Origin of the sequence: Methylobacterium sp. Leaf87 (assembly GCF_001422775.1) — a bacterium.
Taxonomy (GTDB): domain Bacteria; phylum Pseudomonadota; class Alphaproteobacteria; order Rhizobiales; family Beijerinckiaceae; genus Methylobacterium.
On the sequence record NZ_LMMI01000019.1, the window covers coordinates 33,323 to 50,265 of the forward strand.

6 protein-coding genes, 6 pseudogenes and 1 other annotated feature are annotated in these 16,943 nt (G+C 64.4%); of the genes and pseudogenes, 6 read left to right on the forward strand and 6 right to left on the reverse strand.

The annotated features are described in order from the left end of the window. Positions 1–108: 108 nt before the first annotated feature. Positions 109–1,848: a type I secretion system permease/ATPase gene (locus ASF22_RS11850; protein WP_056264440.1), complete on the forward strand. Its 1,740-nt coding sequence runs from the start codon at positions 109–111 to the stop codon at positions 1,846–1,848. A gap of 193 nt (positions 1,849–2,041) precedes the next feature. Further along, a complete protein-coding gene (locus ASF22_RS11855) occupies positions 2,042–3,469 on the forward strand; it encodes an HlyD family type I secretion periplasmic adaptor subunit (RefSeq protein WP_056264443.1) in 1,428 nt (475 codons plus the stop codon). Positions 3,470–3,499: 30 nt separating this feature from the next. On the opposite strand, the gene ASF22_RS11860 is transcribed toward ASF22_RS11855, so the two are convergent. Further along, positions 3,500–4,549 carry a hypothetical protein gene (locus tag ASF22_RS11860; RefSeq protein WP_156647680.1) on the reverse strand — a complete coding sequence of 350 codons (1,050 nt, stop codon included), beginning with the start codon at positions 4,547–4,549 and terminating at the stop codon, positions 3,500–3,502. Between the two features lie 313 nt (positions 4,550–4,862). On the opposite strand from ASF22_RS11860, the pseudogene ASF22_RS23020 reads away from it, so the two are divergent. Then, positions 4,863–5,632 (forward strand): annotated as a pseudogene (locus ASF22_RS23020) (IS3 family transposase); the annotation flags it as partial. Continuing rightward, positions 5,144–5,260: a sequence feature (AL1L pseudoknot), on the forward strand. It overlaps the preceding pseudogene by 117 nt. 53 nt (positions 5,633–5,685) lie before the next feature. Here the strand turns inward: ASF22_RS23020 and ASF22_RS23025 are convergent. Then, a pseudogene (locus ASF22_RS23025) lies at positions 5,686–5,985 on the reverse strand (transposase); the annotation flags it as partial. 19 nt (positions 5,986–6,004) lie between these two features. Further along, positions 6,005–6,827 (reverse strand): annotated as a pseudogene (locus tag ASF22_RS23030) (IS5 family transposase). A gap of 68 nt (positions 6,828–6,895) precedes the next feature. Here ASF22_RS23030 and ASF22_RS24880 point away from each other — a divergent pair. Then, positions 6,896–7,217 (forward strand): annotated as a pseudogene (locus ASF22_RS24880) (IS630 family transposase); the annotation flags it as partial. A gap of 180 nt (positions 7,218–7,397) precedes the next feature. Here the strand turns inward: ASF22_RS24880 and ASF22_RS11875 are convergent. Then, positions 7,398–8,195, reverse strand: coding sequence for an FkbM family methyltransferase (locus tag ASF22_RS11875; RefSeq protein ID WP_056264452.1), 798 nt, complete (start codon positions 8,193–8,195; stop codon positions 7,398–7,400). Positions 8,196–8,550: 355 nt separating this feature from the next. On the opposite strand from ASF22_RS11875, the gene ASF22_RS11880 reads away from it, so the two are divergent. Both ASF22_RS11880 and ASF22_RS11885 read left to right on the forward strand, forming a co-directional pair. Beyond that, on the forward strand, positions 8,551–9,882 hold the full coding sequence (locus tag ASF22_RS11880; protein WP_162239551.1) for a hypothetical protein: 1,332 nt from the start codon (positions 8,551–8,553) through the stop codon (positions 9,880–9,882). A gap of 329 nt (positions 9,883–10,211) precedes the next feature. Beyond that, positions 10,212–14,210 carry a glycosyltransferase gene (locus ASF22_RS11885; RefSeq protein WP_244474268.1) on the forward strand — a complete coding sequence of 1,333 codons (3,999 nt, stop codon included), beginning with the start codon at positions 10,212–10,214 and terminating at the stop codon, positions 14,208–14,210. 822 nt (positions 14,211–15,032) lie between these two features. On the opposite strand, the pseudogene ASF22_RS11890 reads toward ASF22_RS11885, so the two are convergent. Then, positions 15,033–16,565, reverse strand: a pseudogene (locus ASF22_RS11890) (IS66 family transposase). Positions 16,566–16,667: 102 nt separating this feature from the next. Beyond that, positions 16,668–16,943 (reverse strand): annotated as a pseudogene (locus tag ASF22_RS24615) (hypothetical protein); the annotation flags it as partial.

Here is a 16,943-nt window from a genome sequence, read left to right on the forward strand (position 1 = left end):
CCTGACGGTTCGCCCCACTCCGGCCATACGGACGGGGCTTTCGTCGTGTCAGGCAGGCTGCATGACAACGCCGGCCCATACCTCACGTTCGACCGCCGAGAATCCAGCATGTCGCAAGCCAAGCCAAATCTGCTCGATCAGGCCCTTCGCGCTTCGGTGAAACCGCTGGGCTATGCCTTCGTCTTCAGCTTCGCGATCAATATCCTCTACCTTGCCCTACCGCTCTACATGGTGCAGCTCTACGGCCGCGTCTTCGCCAGCCAAAGCATCGCCACCCTTCTGATCATGGCGTTCTCCGTCACCGGCGCCTTCATCGTCTCGGCGGTGCTGGATCACTACCGCAGCAGCGTGCTCATCCAGTTCGGCGTGCTGTTCGACCGCATCATGTCCCGCCACGTCTTCGCCGCTCTCTTCACGGCCGAACTCGGTCAGGGGGGCAATCAGAGCCAATCCGTGCGGGACCTCGACGGCTTCCGTCAGACCCTCACCGGCTCGGGCATGGCGGTGTTCTTCGATCTGCCGTGGGCGCCGATCTTCATGGGCGCCCTGTTCATCATCGATTTCTGGGTCGGCCTGCTCTGCCTTATTGGCGGCCTGATCCTGTTCGGCCTCGCCGTGCTGCAGGATCGCGTCTCGCGAAAGGCCCTGAATCAGGTCAACGATGCGGCCCGGCGCGGCTACAACTTCACCGACATGGCCCTGCGCAACGCCGAAGTCGTGCGCGCCCTCGGGATGCTGCCAGCCCTCACCACCCGCTGGCAGGTGGACCGTCAGGTCCTCATCGGCGGACAGGCCCATGCCAGCGAACTCGCCGGTCTGATCGGGGAGTTCATCAAGTTCACCCGCATGCTGATTCAGATCATGGTTCTGGCCCTTGGCGCTTTCCTCGTCCTGAAGCAGATTATCGGGCCGGGGGTTCTGTTCGCCAACATGATCCTTTCCTCGAAAGCCTTGGCGCCGTTCGAGCGCGTCGCCGGTTCGTGGCAGGGCCTTGTCGAGGCGTCGCAGATGTACAAGCGCCTGATCAAACTGCTGGACGGCTACGAGCCCAATCCCCTCGCGACGGCCATGCCGCGCCCTACCGGCCTGCTCGAAATCCAGAACGTGTCCTTCAAGCTGCCCAACATGAAGGAGCCGTTGCTGAAGAACATCTCGTTCGCGCTCCGGCCCGGCGAAGCGCTCGGCATCATCGGCCCCTCGGGCGCCGGCAAGTCGACCCTGACGCGGATGCTCATCGGCATCTGGAAGCCGACGGAGGGGCATGTCCGCCTCGACGGCATGGAGGTTCATTCGTGGGACCGCGCCGCCTTCGGGCGCCATGTCGGCTACCTGCCCCAGGACACGGAGCTGTTCACCGGCACCGTGCGCGACAACATCGCCCGGTTCCGCACGGACGTGTCCGACGAGGCCGTGACCCGCGCGGCGCAGGACGCCGGCATCCACGACCTCATCGTCCGCCTGGAGAAGGGCTACGAGAGCGAACTCGGCGCCTCGGGCACCACGGTGTTCTCCGTCGGCCAGCGCCAGCGCCTCGGCCTCGCCCGCGCGCTGCTGGGCGACCCCAGCCTCGTGGTTCTGGACGAGCCCAACGCCAACCTCGACACCGAGGGCGAGGCCGCGCTCCTCGACGTGCTCGGCGCCCTCAAGGCCCGGGGCGTCACCGTGGTCATCGTCTCCCACCGGGCGAGCGTGTTCCGGCACGTCGACAAGATCCTGTTCGTGCGCGGCGGCGAGGTCCAATCCTTCGGCGACCGCGACGTGATCCTGGGCCAGCTCATGCAGCCCGCCGGCGTCCCCGGTACCGCCGAGACCCGCGCCGCCCCGCCGCCGGCCGTGGCGCAGGGGTAGGGCCACCGGCACCTGCCACACGGCAGGGCACCTCGGAGCCGCGCCGGGACTCCCTCTCCTGGAAGGAGAGGGGACCCGCGCCCGATCCCCGCTTCGTTCGGGATTCCCGCAAGGGGGAGGGAGGGGCGCCCAACATCGGCCGCAGAGCGGCCCCACCACACGGTTCAGACCGATCGCCCGAAAAGGCACCCCGATGAAACTCCCCGCCAATCTCGGACAGACCGTGGGCACCGCCATCGGGCGGATCGTGCCCGTGAAGATGCCGGCCTTCGCCCTGGCGCCGGCCACCCCCATCCCGCACTCCGCCGACGAGGCGGAGATCCTGCGCGCCCTCGAAGCCCGGGTGAAAAAGCCCATTGTCGCCGGCATGGCCGTGGTGGTGGTGTTCGTCCTCGGTACCTTCGTCTGGTCGGCGGTGGCGAGCCTGCACGGCGCCATCACCACCCCCGGCTTCCTCCGGGTCGAATCCAGCCGCAAGACCATCAAGCACCGCGACGGCGGCGTGGTCCGGGAGATCCTGGTCAAAGAGGGTGCCGTGGTGAAGCAGGGCGACGTGCTGATCCGCATGGATGACGCTCAGCCCCGCGCCAACGCTGAGATTCTGTCCTCCGGCCTCGACGGCCTGCTGGTGCAGCGCGCCCGCCTCTACGCCGAACGCGACGGCGCCGACAGCATCACCCTGCCGAAGGAGATCGTGGCCCGCGCGTCCGAGCCCGACATCGCCATGATGATCCGCGACCAGGAGAACCTGTTCAAGACCCGCAAGGCCTCGATGGAGAGCCAGTTCGACGTGTTGCGCAAGCGCATGGACCAGTCGCAGACACGCCTCGCCGGCCTCGACGCCACGATCAAGTCCATCGAGAGCCAGTCCGCCCTGATCCAGGACGAGCTCGTTGGTGTGCAGTCGTTGTACGAAAAAGCCCTGGTGCCGAAGGCCCGGGTGCGCCAGCTTGAGCGCTCAGCCGCCGAACTCGTCGGCAACCGCGGCGCCCAGATCTCCGAGGTCGCCCGCACCAAGGAGCTGATGTCCGAATCCGAGTTCCAGATCGCCAGCATGCGCCAGACCCGCTACGCCGAGGTGGCGGAAGCGCTCCGCGACGTCCAGGCCAAGATCAACGACACGCTGCCCCGCCTCCACGCCGCCCGCGAAACCCTCGACATGGTCGAGGTCCGCGCCCCCGACGACGGCTACGTGCTGAACCTGACCCAGTTCACCAAGAACGGCGTCGTTACCCCCGGCGAGCGCCTCATGGACCTGGTGCCCACCGACGCCCCCCTGGTGGTGGAAGCCAAGCTCAAGCCCGACGAGGCCTACGAGGTCACCCAAGGCATGAAGGCGCACATCCAGCTCGCCACCTACGAGGCGCGCCAGCTGCCGCCGATCCCCGCCACGGTCACCAAGGTCTCGGCCGACCGCCAGCAGGACCAGCGCACCGGCGAGCCCTACTTCACCGTGGAGCTCTCCATCGAGCCCGAGGCCCTCAAGGACCTCGTCAAGCACATCCGCCTCTACCCCGGCATGTCGGCCACCGCCATGATCGGCACCGGCGAGCGCACGGTGCTCGACTACGTCACCAGCCCGGTCCGCGATTCGCTGAAGGGCGCCCTCAAGGAGCGCTAGGCGCGCGTTGGGGAGCGCTCGGCGCTCCCCTCAGGGACGATCGGTCGAACGGCGCCGCAGCCATCCCAGCGGCGCCGTTTTCTTTTGGGCCGCCGCCCGCTCGGCCTCCAGTTCGGCGATGCGCGCGTCGCGCTGCGCCAGCTCATTTTGCGCCGCATTAAGTTTCTGCTGCGCCGCAGCAATCTCGGCCACCAGGCCGGGAATCCGGTAGTTCTGTTCCTGTGCGTCCTGGAATCCCTTGTTCGTCGCGGCGAGCGCCGGGATGAACGCGCCGCACGCCGTTTCGAACGCCGCATGCACCCGGTCCACGATGGCGGAGTCCGGGCCCTGCGCCGTTCCATCCGGGGCTTGCGCTGTTCCGCGTGCATAGGCCGTAACGGCGTCGCGGAGCCATTCGTGCAGGTGTTCGAGGCTTCCGGACTCGGCCCGGCTGCGCCGCAAGGCGGGGTCCACGAAGGCCCCGAGGGCCGCGAAATCCGCCTCCGCCAGGCGGGGCAGGGGGAGCTTCAGGGCATCGACGACGCGCCGCATCTCACCCCGCTCGTCGGCCAGAAGGTCTTCATAACGCACGACAATCCGGCGCAGACCTCGGCTCCCGCGCTCGCCCTCCAGCATGTAGCGCAGCCACGCCATGTGGCTGTTGGGCAGGGGAAACCCGTCGCGCGCATGGAGCGACCGGGCGACCTCGTCCGGGTGCCGGAACGGCAGCACCGCCACCACCTCCAGATTCAGCACAGCCGCCACCCGCCGCCACAACGCCACCAACTGACAAGTCCGCGGATCCTTCACAACGAAGAGCGGCGCGTCCCCGAACTCCGCCCGAACGATGTCGACGAGCTCGTCGACGAAGGGCTGGGCGGCCGGCGAATCGTACCAAGTGTCTGGAAACGCAGCCCAATCCCACCAGTGCATGCCCGCCGAGGCGAGCACCCGATCGTGCAGCGCGACGATCTCCTTCGGCTCGAAATGCCCTTTCGGGTTGTCGTCGGACAGCCCGAGCCCCGTCGCCGGCATGGTCGCGCCCAGAATTCCAAGGGCCCCCGCGACGGTGGACGTTCCGCTACGATGCATCCCGATCACCAGGACGAGGGTCCGCCGCTCGTTCTCGTTGCTGGATCCAGTCATCCTACTTCCACGCTCACGCACCGTCGCACTTTGGGGCCATGTCTACCGATACCAGTGCATTCAATCGATCCCAAGGCCCATGGCCGAACCAAGATGCGAATCGCACGGTGGCCTCCGGCACACGTCAAATCCGTCCGCACGGTTTTCGCACTGATGTTGAATGAGCAAGGCACGTCGTTCGGACGTACCGAAAGGGACCTTGTGCATGGTCGACCTCATCGATCGACGCGGCTTTCCTGGAGGCTCCAACTCTTGAGAGGATGGAGCGATGACGAAGCGAACCTCATCGTATTCTTCTGAGGTCCGTGCTCGTGCAGTGCGGATGCTGCTGGACCACCAAGGCGAGCATGCCTCGCAATGGGCAGCGATCCAAGCAATCGCGGCCGAGATTGGCTGCTCGGGCGAGACGCTCCGGTACTGAATCCGTCAGTCCGAGCGGGACAAGGGTCTGCGGGGCGGCCCGAACACGGACGAACGCGAGCGGATCAAGGCGCTGGAGCGCGAGAACCGCGAACTGCAACAGGCCAACGAGATCCTCCGGAAGGCGTCGGCTTAATTCGCGATGGCGGAACTCGGCCACCGGTCGCGGAAATGATCGCCTTCATCGATGACTACCGCGGCGCCTACGGGGCCGAGCCGATCTGCAGGGTCCTGCCGATTGCCCCGTCGACGTATCATGCCCATGCCGCGCGGCGCGCGGATCCAGGCAAGCAGCCGACACGGGTCAGAAGCGATGCAGCTCTGATGGTCGAGATTCGGCGTGTGTTCGAGGCGAACTTCCACCTCTACGGCGTGCGCAATGTCTGGCTGCAACTCGGCCGGGAAGGGATCGTGGTGGCCCGCCGCACCGTCGCGCGGCTGATTCGGACGATAGGACTGAAGGGCGTCGTGCGGGGCAAGACGGTCCGGACGACGATCCCCGATCCGGCAGCTTTGTGCCCGCTCGATCGGATCAACCGCCAATTCAAGGCTTCGCGCCCCAACGCCCTGTGGGTCTCTGACTTCACCTACGTCGCGACCTGGTCCGGATTCGTCTATCCGCCGCCACGGTCGCGGGCGATGATCTGGATCGAGGTGTTCTGCTTCAGTCAGGTCTGCGCGGCCGCCTGCTCGCGATCCGGTAGGAGCGCCACGATGCGGCGGCGTTCGAGATCGCAGACCAGGGTGCCGTAGCGGTGGTTGCGTCGCCAGGCGAAGTCGTCGATGCCGATGACGCCGAGCGGATCGGACCGTGTGGCCGCCCGACGGCGGATGACCTACAGGAGCGTGTCGCGACTGACCGGCAGCATGAGGCGCTGGGCGAGACCCGCACCGGGCCGACCACCGAGGGCGAGACCAAGGTGATGGACGATCTGCTCAAGCTGCGAGGTGCGTCGCGCGAAGGCGGGCAGGAACGGCATCTCTGCAAGGTCATCTGAGCCAGAGCATGGTCATGCCAAGTGTGACGATGGCAAGGTAGTTGGCTGCCCGCTCTCGTAGCCGGTGGCGATGCGGCGATACTGCATGAGGCGTCCGATCGCCTGCTCGACCCTGTTGCGCTCCCGGTATGCGGCCGTTTCGAAGTCGGGCTGCTGCGGTTGATCTTTCTGGGTCGGAATAACCGGCTCAATCCGACAGCGTGGGGCGACGACGGGCCGGCGGACTGGAGCAGCCCCGATTCCCGGGCGTCCGGCGGGGACGCAGGGGCGGCCACAGCGCGGCAAGGCGCCCTTGTCCACCAGCGCGTCCAGGACGAAATGCTCGTGACGCTCTCCAGCCGTCAGCACCGCCGTGATCGGTTTACCGCCGCCCTCGGCGCGCAGATTCAGCTCGGTCGAGAATTCGCCCTGGCTGCACCCGAGCGCTTCACCGATCCTTTCGACCGTCCCCCACCCCCCGGTGGCGCCGGACCGGCGTTCACCGGCGGCGTGCTGGTGCGCGCATTACCGCGGCGTCCACGAAGTGCAGGTCCCAGTCGAGATCGCCTCGGGCATCGGCTTGCGCCTGCAGGCGCCGCCGCACCCGGTCGAACACGGCCGGCCTGTCGCAAGCGATAGAACCGGCTCGATACGGTCCCGAGAGCACCATAGCGGGCCGGCAGATCGCCACAGGGCGCACTCGTGCGCAGGATCCAAGGCATACCGTTCAGGACTTGACGGGAATCCTTCGCTGGCCAACCCGTGCGCGGCTTCTGCGGAGGCGGCAACGGGGCGATCTGCTTCCACTGCGCATCAGTCAGTTGGTAGCACCGCATCCCGACAACATGGGGAAGATCACCCCGCCCGTGAACCCTTCGCGGAGACGCCCAAGTGCGATTATGCGCAGATCCTGTCCGAGGATCATGGCGTGTTGATCGCCGAGCAGACCTTGAGACGGGTCTTGCGGAGGATGGGGTTATCGCAAGCTCTCGGTTCGCCCATGCCTCCATGACCAGGCTGCGGACGCCGCAGCAGTTCTTTTGACAAACGCCTTTCCCTACCGTTTGGCGCAAATCGCGGAGGCTTCCGGCGGCAAACCCGTAGAGGTCTGGTTCTGCAACGAGGCGCAACTCCACCAGAATAATACCCTGACTCGGCGTTGGGCAGCACGCGGAACACGACCCTTGGCCCCGGAGGATCAGCGCACGCAGTCGGCCTACCTCTTCGAAGAGATCTGATCACCGGAGTCGTGTGCGCGGGCCAGGTCATGCTGCATGGCCGGCTTTACGGCCTTCGGGAGGACGAATGTCCGGAGAACTCGTTGCAAAGCATGACATTGATAAGCCAGCCGGAACAGCCACATCTTTGGATATCGATGTTCGATGCGGCCTCGTCACGGTACGGCGCTACCGTAGCATATAACGGCGCACCATCAGAATACCGCAGGAATCGCAGGCTTCCTTGAACTTCTCGATGCGTTCACGCGGCACGAATGCGTGATTCCAGGCAAGGTTGTCGAAGACCACCTCACCGTCGTGGATCGCCATATCGGGTCGAAGTCGAAAGTCGACGTAATCGGCATCGTGGAGAAAAGCGCCGATTGAAGCCTTTCTGGCGGGACCGACAACTTCCGCGAAGATAAGGGGCCGATCCCGTTTAATCGTTTTGACCGCCCCGCGCAGGAATGCGTATTCGTGCCCCTCGATATCGACCTTGATAACGCCAACGGTCTCCTTGATTGAAAAGTCATCCAATGTCTTCATCGGGACCTCGATGATCGTGTGAGCAACCTTGAAATCTCTCTCCAATGAGGCGCTCGTCTCAACGAGACCATGCCCTGGATCCGGGAGATGCAAGCTGGCCGTACCGACCGCATCACTCAAAGCGACCTCGTGCAGCGTTACACGTTGAGCCAAAGCATTGGCCTCGATATTCCCACGCGCGATCCTTGCAACGGCCGGCAGTGGCTCAAAGGCGTAGATGTTTCGGTCGACCGTCAGAATTCCAGCCATGACGACGTAGATGCCTGTGTTTGCCCCCACATCGACAAAGCAACCTTCGACCCTCAGCAGAGTTGCCATCATCAGCAGGGGAAGCGGCGCCTCGTAAGATCCATTTGAGACTTGCGATGCGACCAAGTCGGTTTCGTTCGAATTGTCGAACGCGAAGCTTTTTCCCGCAAATTCTATTCTTACCGTCGCCATGGGGTATCTCCTGCCGGCCGCGCCGCCGCCAGTGACCGGTCTGTCCGAAACCTATGCGCTGTGCAACCGACAAGCCCCAGGTTAAGCGTCAGGCCGGAACGGGGATGCCGCCCGACGCTCAAAGCGGGGGCGGGCGCCCGGGAGGGCACGTTTTCTTCGAAGCGGCGTGGGCAGGCTATTTGCTCGCATCGAGGTCACGCTTCGGCCGGACAGGCACGGGAGCACAGATCGAATCGATTTCTGCAGCGACAACCGGGCTGGCCGAGGAACCGAGAAATCTGCTCACTGCGTACCAGAGCAGTCCCGTAATGCCCCTAAGGTGTCCATCCCAATGCGCAGACTCATAGTGATTCCCGTGCTCTCGCTCATGGCCCTGTCGCCGGCCGGATCCCTGGATCTGACAAGCGATCCATCGAACGAATTCACGGCACGAGTGATGTTCGCAGCGACGCCGGCGCGGAGGACCGAGCCAGTCGGCAGGTCGCGCGATCTTGCGGTCGAACCGTCATCTGTCATCCCAACGGAGTTTGGGGTTTCGCCGACCGGCACCGAGGGTGCGAACGACGGGGTGGATCTGACGAATGCTCAGACTCCGAACCCCGATGCGATCATCGCACGGCCCGGCAACAGGATCGCGTTCTGTCCGGCACTGTCCTGCCTTCGATCAACCACGGGGGATCATCAACGTGCTTCGCTGCTCGTTTCGACGCAAACGCATCTGGACGGACAGGCCGCCGAACAGACGGTGGGCATCACCACCACCGTGGGCACGGGTTTCTCACGAAAATGGGCCGGATCGACCGCGTACGCGACCGGCGACAATGTCAGCTTCCAAGACGCCCGCAACGCCGTGTATCGATTGGCCTCTCCGGCCTGTCTTTCGGCGTCCGGCGGACCCGGCCCGGCCGGTACGGGTCGGGGCATCATCGATGGAACCTGCCGCTGGGACTGGATCAACGATGCAGCCATCAACGCAAAGGTGGGTCTCTACAACGAGGTGATGAACGTGGCCGGCGGCGGAAACTCCTGGGCCCAGGCGAACAATTTTCACCTGAGACCCGGGCACGCCCCCCTGTTTCACGCCAACACGGAACTGGATTTCCAGAACGACAGTGGCACCGATTGCGCACCGGGCACGTCGAACTGCCTTGGGCTGTACGTGCGTATGGGTGGGACCAACCGCTCCACCTCGGGCATCAGCGTCGAGGGCCTCGGGCAGGGGGCGCTGTTCGGCGCACGATTCGTCGGACCGCTCGCCTCGAACGCCACCATCTCTCTGGGGACCACCGGCGGGCTCACCGGCATCGCCATCGGAGGCTTTACCCCGGCAAGTTACACCGCGGCCGCCCTGAGCGATGCCGCAACGGCCCCCCTCGGGCTCGATCTGGCTGGCACGAACACCCTCGCCACGATCCGCCTTGCCAGCACCGCCGCCGTCGGGATCGATCTTCGCGCGGCCAAGCTGTCGAACGCACAGGTGTTGGGCAAGGGCTGGTCCGTCGATGCAGCGGGCTCGGTCACGACCACCGATCTGCACGTTTTGGGACAAATCCACGAACCCGCGCCGACCGCACCGAGGCAATCGAACAGCCCTTGTAGGCCGGGGCAGCGCTCCTGGGATGCCGACTACGAGTACCGTTGCGTTGCAACGGACCGTTGGAAACGAGCGGCCCTATCGAGCTGGTAGCGTTTGCTCTGACCGTCTTGCGTGGCATTCGGCATCGGCTCTCGGCAAAATACCTGCATTGTCCTCGAAATCACGGCATCGATGAAATCCATCGAGGCTTTCGACGCTCGCGGGGCCGGACTCGATTGTCGACGTGGTAGACCTGTCTGCCTCACGGTACCCAGCATCGGGGATTCCGTGGTACCCGCATCGGGGACGACCGGTGCCGACAAAGAGACGCTTATCGGGTAAGGAGCGAGCGAACGGACGGGACTGGTTGCACCCCGTGCGGATCTTCGTGGGCCTTGTGCACAACAAATGTTAAAAATAATTGTTCAGGAAAATATTGAATGTTTGTGAGGAGGTTGTTTCGCAGTCGATTTGGAACACAAAAATTCACCACCAAGTCCTTCGACTCAATTTTCTACGGGACGTATTATGATGATCTAAAGGGCTTTACCAATTCACGGACACTGTTCAAACACTATGCGGCCCACGGTCGACACGAAGGGCGCTTTCCCCACGCTCGTGCCCTCATGGCAGCTCTCAGTTCCGAATTTGGTCCGCTTCCGACCGATTTCGTGCCGGAGCAGTATCGCCTGCTGAACGAGGATCTCACCGATTTCCATGAGGGCTGGGCTCTCGCCGAGCACTACCTCCGCTTCGGGCGTGCCGAAGGCCGAGCGTATCTCCTCGCGGACGATTTCGACGCGGCTTTCTATCAACGTCGCTACCGGGACCTGTCCGGCGTACCCGACGAGGAACTGACGTGGCATTACCTTAAATTTGGCCGTCGCGAGGGCCGTGCGCCAAACGCCCTTGCGCTGGTGGCGGCCCTCGAAAAGGAGTTCGGGCCGATCCCGGCGGATTTCGTGCCAGATCAGTACCGTCGACTCTACGGAGACCTGTCTGGCAAGGGCGAGCCCTGGGAACTGAAGGAGCACTACCTGCGGTACGGGCGGTCGGAGGGTCGCTCCTATCGTCGTATTCGCAACAAGGCCGACGAAGAGGATCTTGCGAGCCTCCGGGCAATCGCTGCAAAGGCGGGTGTCCTGCCCGAGCCCGTGCTCGATCACTTCATGCGCTACGAGTTCGCCGTTTTAAACGCGAACTGGCTGCCACACGCTCCGCGGTCGCGCCTGGAGGGAATCCGGCTTTTCCTGGAACAAGGCGTGGAACGCTTGGCGCCGATCTCCATGAAGGCGACGTTTGATCCAAACTTCTATCGTTTGCAGCTCTCAGGACCGGCTCCGTCTCGCGACGCCGACCTGTATCGTGCCTGGCTGAGCTTCGGACTTGACGACGGTGTTCCGGGCAGCGAGCGAAGCGCACTGCTTCAGCTCCTCGGCGAAGATAGATTCCCCGCCTGTTTCGACGACGCGGATTATCGAGCCGGTCTGGCAATGAACGTAGGTCAGCCACCAGCAGGCCGGTTCGCGGCCCTTAAGCATTTTGTCGAAGGCGGCTTTATCGATCGGGATATGCTTGCCGGACTGGGTGGCGCGGCGCTGTTCAGCCAGATCAGTGACTTTCATCTCATCCGAAACCACAATGCCCTTGCGCTGGAGGCCGCGGAGAGGGGGCTTGCCCTCGCCCCGCGAGAGCGACGGCTCCTTCATCAGCGCGCCGACGCCTTGCGGGCGCTCGGACGCGGCGCCGAAGCGACAGCCGATTATGTGGCAGCCGCCGACCTACCGGGGGCCGGCCTGTGGACGCACATCCACGCGGCCTTGGGGCTCGCTGCCGATCCCCTAGCCCACCAGGCGGCTCTCGACCGGATTGAGCGTTCAGCAAAATATTTTCGGGGGGCGTCCGCGTGGCGCGGCGCGGCGCATCAAACCATCGCACGGGTGTTTGCCACCGTCAGCGCAGAGGCCCGAGCCCTGTACGCCGCCGGCCGCCGGACGGAAGCCGATACCCGCCTCACCGCCTGCCTGGACCGGCTTGCGACGGTGATCGCGGTCGTTGACCCCTTGCCCGGGCGCCTACCGCCGCTCCGCAACGGTCGGATCGTGATGGTCGCCAATCGCGACCTGCCCCAATGCGACCATTACCGGGTGGTCCAGAAATGTGCGCAGCTTGAACACGGCGGATGGACCGTCGAACTGTTCAGGCAGGATGAAGCCGATCAATGCCGGCCGAGCCTCGATCGCGCAGCGGCGGTGATCTTCTACCGCGTCGCGGCCATTCCCGGGGTCCTGCACGCCATCCTCTACGCGAGGGCCCTGGGGCTGCCGACAATCTACGAGATCGACGATCTGCTGTTCGAGCCGGCGTTCTACCCCGATCCCTTCGAGAGTTTCGAAGGGCAGATCACCGAGCAAGACTATGTCGGGCTACAGTATGGCGTACCCCTGTTTCGCTACGCCCTGCGCCTGTGCGACGCCGGGATCGCATCGACCCCCGCCCTCGCCGAAGCCATGCGGCCGCATCTTCGCACGGGAACCTGCCACGTCTTGAGAAATGGGTTGGATCAGCGCAACGATCCGTTCCTGGCGCGACCGGCAACCCCGTTTGCGAACGGCCCGGTGACGGTCTTCTACGGATCGGGCACGAAGGCTCACAACCGCGACTTCACGATTCTTGTCGCCCCCGCCCTGCTGGAGGTGCTGGCCCGGCATGCCCATGTGCGTATCGTGATCGCCGGCTATCTTCACCTCGATCCGCGCTTCGCGCCGTTCGCCGACCGGGTCCTACAGCTCGGATACTGCGCCGATGTCACCGCCTACTGGGAGGTGCTTTCCGGGGCCGACATCAACCTCGCGGTGCTAGTGCGCGGCCCAATGGCGGACGCCAAAAGTGAGATCAAGTGGTTGGAGGCCGCCATGTGCGGCGTCCCGTCCATCGTTTCGGGTACGCGCACCTACCGGGAATTGCTCAGCGATGGAGAAGACGCGCTCCTTGCCGATTCACCCGGGGACTGGCTGCGTGCCCTCGACCGGTTGATCGTCGATCATGCCCTACGGCGGGCGATCGGCGAGCGGGCTCGCGCGAGGGCGTTGGGTGAATATGGGTTTGACGCTGCCGAAGCGGTGCTCGCCCAAGCACTGCCGCCGCCCGGAGCCCCGGAGCACACACGACCTCGACCAAAGGAGCTCCGTCCCCGGCCGTACCGACCGGACGCTGAACGAAAGCCCCGCGTACTGATCCTCAACGTCTATTTCCCCCCGCAACTGGTGGGGGGAGCGACGCGGGTCGTACGCGACAACCTGGATCATTTCCTCGATCACGCCGGCGACCGTTTCGAGTTCGCCGTCGCGGCGGCCGACGACGGCGCCGAACCGGCCCATGGCACCCGCATTGATCAGTATCGCGGCGTACCGGTGTACCGGATCGCGCCGCCGCATATCGAGCATGGCGGTTGGCAAGCGTTCGATCCGGGGATGCGGGAGCCATTCGAGGCGCTTCTCGATCGATTCGCACCCGATCTTGTCCATGTCCACTGCGTCCAGCACCTCACGGGAACGGTTGTGGAGTCAGTCCGTGCGCGCGGTGTTCCCTACGTTATCACCCTGCACGACGCGTGGTGGATCTCGGATTTCCAGTTCCTGATCGATTTGGACGGACAGGTTCACACGCCGTCTCCGGATCCCCTGGCCGACGCCACGAACCGCTCCCTTGACCCCATCGCGTCACTGGCCCGCAGGCGGACACTCGGCCGACTGCTCGACGATGCGCACGCTCTCATCGCCGTCTCCGAAAGCTTCGCCGGCCTTTACCAGGCAGCCGGTCATTCCCGGACGTTCGCGATAGCCAACGGAGTTCCAGCGATGTCTTTCGTGCCACGTCGTCCGGGTTCGGCAGGACGCGTGCGCTTGGGGCAGATTGGCGGCCGTACGACGCATAAAGGAGCAACGTTGATCGAATCCGTTCTGCGTGCCGGATCATTCTCCAACCTCGATCTCACGCTGGTCGATCACGCGCGGGCGCCCGGGGAAACCTCAACGGAGATCTGGGGCACCACACCGGTTCGTCTCATCGGGCGACAGCCGCAGGACTCCATCGCGGAGCTGTACGCTGAGCTCGACGTCCTGCTCGCCCCCTCGCTGTGGCCGGAAAGTTATGGCCTCGTCACCCGGGAGGCGCGCGCAGCCGGGCTTTGGGTCGTCGCGAGCGACAGAGGTGCTATCGGGGCGGACCTGATCGAGGACGTCGACGGTTTCCGTATCGACGTTGAATCACCGGAGGGGCTACGTAACGTCTTATCACGCATGGACAACGATCCAGTGCGTTTCAGTCAAAGCCCACCTTTAATGCCAGACACCGAGAGGACTACGGCGGATCAAGGCAACGATCTGCTGGAGCTATACGATCGCATTATCGCTTTCGGAAATGGTCCGTCGAGATAATTATCTAACTATTCATTCATAAAATCAGGAGATATCCAGACGTATGCATATCTCCGAAACTTACTTCTTACTCAATGGGAATAGAAATAATTGGAATTTATTCAATTCAATGCAAGCGCTAACTGACTTATTTCTGAGTCTCTATTTCAAACCCTAAACTGACGACATAGCAGTGCTCTTGCAGCATGAGAGGATAAGCCCGACACTTGATATTTCTATCCACGAGCAAGGAAGGCATGCTTGTCGATCTTCACCAGTCGGTTACGCATGTAGTTTAATCGCAAAAATCCGGTCTGTGACAGGGCACTGCTTCCGGATCGCCATCGACAGATAATCACAGCAAATGGATATCTTCCACACGAACTCGCTTATAATCCCATCGTAAGACTCTCTTCTGAGCATTCGAAATGTATTAATTCAAAAAATATGCCTCTAAAACGGGATAAAGAATGATAGTTTGGAAAATAAATTTTGAATGAATCATTTTCTTATACCAAATAAAATTATGAATTATTAATTATTCGACCAAAGACAAGTGCTGTCGGGATCACGGACTTGCAGGAAAAGACCGCCGCTACGATGTGACTGACGAATTGAGGTTCGGCGATGGTCAAGCCAATTCCGTCCGCGGAGCCGCCGGAGGCCGAATGGCTCAACGCCCCCCCGGATGCCCCACGGTATTTTTCCCCGGCGTCTCAGCACGACGGTACCCCGGACGAAGCTTCAAGCGCGACATGCCCCGACGCGGCAACTGTATCCAGCGTGGCACCGGACCGGTCGTACGCCTTCGGTGAAGGCCGCGGTCGTGGTTCCGACGGGGTGTCAGGCGGCGATCTGCCGGGGCTGAAGTTGGGTCCAGTTCCAGGGGAGCAGATTGTCGATGCGCCGGGCGGGATGGTCGGGTAGCCGCGCGAGTATGTCGGCGAGCCACGCCTGCGGGTCGATGCCGTTGAGCTTGGCGGTCTCGATCAGCGTGTAGAGCGCCGCGGTGCGATGGCCGCCGGCATCCGAGCCGGCGAAGGTCCAGTTGCGGCGGCCTACCGCGATGGGACGGATGGCGCGTTCGGCGGCATTGTTGGAGAGGCAGACGCGTCCGTCGTCGAGGAACCGGGTGAAGGCGCTCCAGCGCTTGAGCAGGTAATCGATCGCCGCGGCTGTGGGAGTCTTGGCCGAGAGCTTGGCGCGGTTGTCCCGCAGCCACGCTTCCAGGCCGGTGACGAGAGCGGCCGAGCGGGCGCGGCGGTGTGCGCAGCGCTCATCCGGGGCAAGACCGTTGGCGGCGCGCTCAATGGCGAAGATCGCATCGATCCGCGTGACTGCCTCGATGGCGATCGGGGCTTGTCTCAGATCGGCCAGTTCGAAGAACTTGCGTCGGGCATGCGCCCAGCAGGCCGCCTCGCGGATCGGACCCGGCTTGCGTCCGGGGTCGTACAGCCGGCCGAACCCCGAGAAGGCGTCCGCCTGCACGATGCCGTGGAAGTCCCCCAGCCAGGTCTCGGCATGCGCGCCGGAGCGGTCGGGGGAGTAGAAGTAGGCCGCGGCCGGCGGCTCGGGTCCGCCGAAGGGGCGGTCGTCGCGCACCACCGTCCAGAGCCGGCCGGGCCGCGGCCGGCGGCTCGGGTCCGCCGAAGGGGCGGTCGTCGCGCACCACCGTCCAGAGCCGGCCGGTGCGGGTCTTCCCCTTGGCCAGGACCGGCACCTGCGTGTCGTCGAGATGGAGGCGCTCGGCCGCCCGGACATGGGCCTCGATCCGGGCGACCAGGGGCGACAGAGCGGTGGTGACGGCCCCGACCCAACCGGCCAGGGTCGAGACGTCGATTGGCACGCCTTCATGGGCGAAGCGCTGGCTCTGGCGATGCAGCGGCAGGTGGAGGCCGAACTTGGCCATCATCACCTCGGCCAGGAGGTTCGGCCCGGCCCGGCCCCGCGGGATCGGATGGAAGGGGGCCGGATTCTGCGCGATGGTCTCGCAGTCGCTGCAGGAGAAGCGCTCACGCACGTGCTGGATCACCACCCAGCGCGCCGGGACCCGCTCCAGGGTCTCGGTGACGTCCTCGCCGAGAGGGCGCAGGCGTACCCCGCCGCAGCAAGCGCAGATCGTCGGGCCGGGATGAACGATGCGCTCGCGCGGCAGATGCTCGAGCAGGGCCCGGCGGGCGGGCTTGCGCCGGGAGGACGTGGTGGCGGCATGCGCCTCGGGCTCGGCAGCCGCCTGCGCCGCCGTCTCGGCCAGCGTCTCCTCCAGATCCTCCAGCGTCAGTTCAAGCGCTCCCGTCGCAGCCGGGCGACCTCCAGCTTGAGCCGTTCGACCGCGATCTCGGACACGAGCCGCGCCGCCCGCTCGGCCAGGATCATGGCGTGRGCGGCRGCGAGATCSGTGGGAAGCGGCGGGGGCTCAGGCGCGTTCGACACGCCCGAGAGAAGAGCATATTCCTCAGCGTGTGTAACGCGTTATCCTCAGCCGACGGCGCTCGGACGCCARCTCTCCTGCGGCATCCGCCAGTCGATGCCCGAGAGCAGGTAGCCGAGYTGCGCCGTCGAGATCGTCACGGCTCCGTCCGCCACCGAGGGCCAGAGGAAAGTACGCGTCCGGTGATGGCCGCGGTCGACGGCATCGCGCACTCGTCTGAAGCCTGACCTTAATGCTGGCGTTAAGGTCAGCGGGTCGGGGCGATGCGGGTCGAGGTGCTTGAGGGGGCCGAACGACGGCGGCGCTGGTCGTTCGAGGACATG

Coding starts and splice junctions, on each gene's coding strand:
- ASF22_RS11850 (WP_056264440.1), top strand. CDS start 109: ATGTCGCAAGCCAAGCCAAATCTGCTCGATCAGGCCCTTCGCGCTTCG.
- ASF22_RS11885 (WP_244474268.1), top strand. CDS start 10,212: ATGTTTGTGAGGAGGTTGTTTCGCAGTCGATTTGGAACACAAAAATTC.
- ASF22_RS11855 (WP_056264443.1), top strand. CDS start 2,042: ATGAAACTCCCCGCCAATCTCGGACAGACCGTGGGCACCGCCATCGGG.
- ASF22_RS11875 (WP_056264452.1), bottom strand. CDS start 8,195: ATGGCGACGGTAAGAATAGAATTTGCGGGAAAAAGCTTCGCGTTCGAC.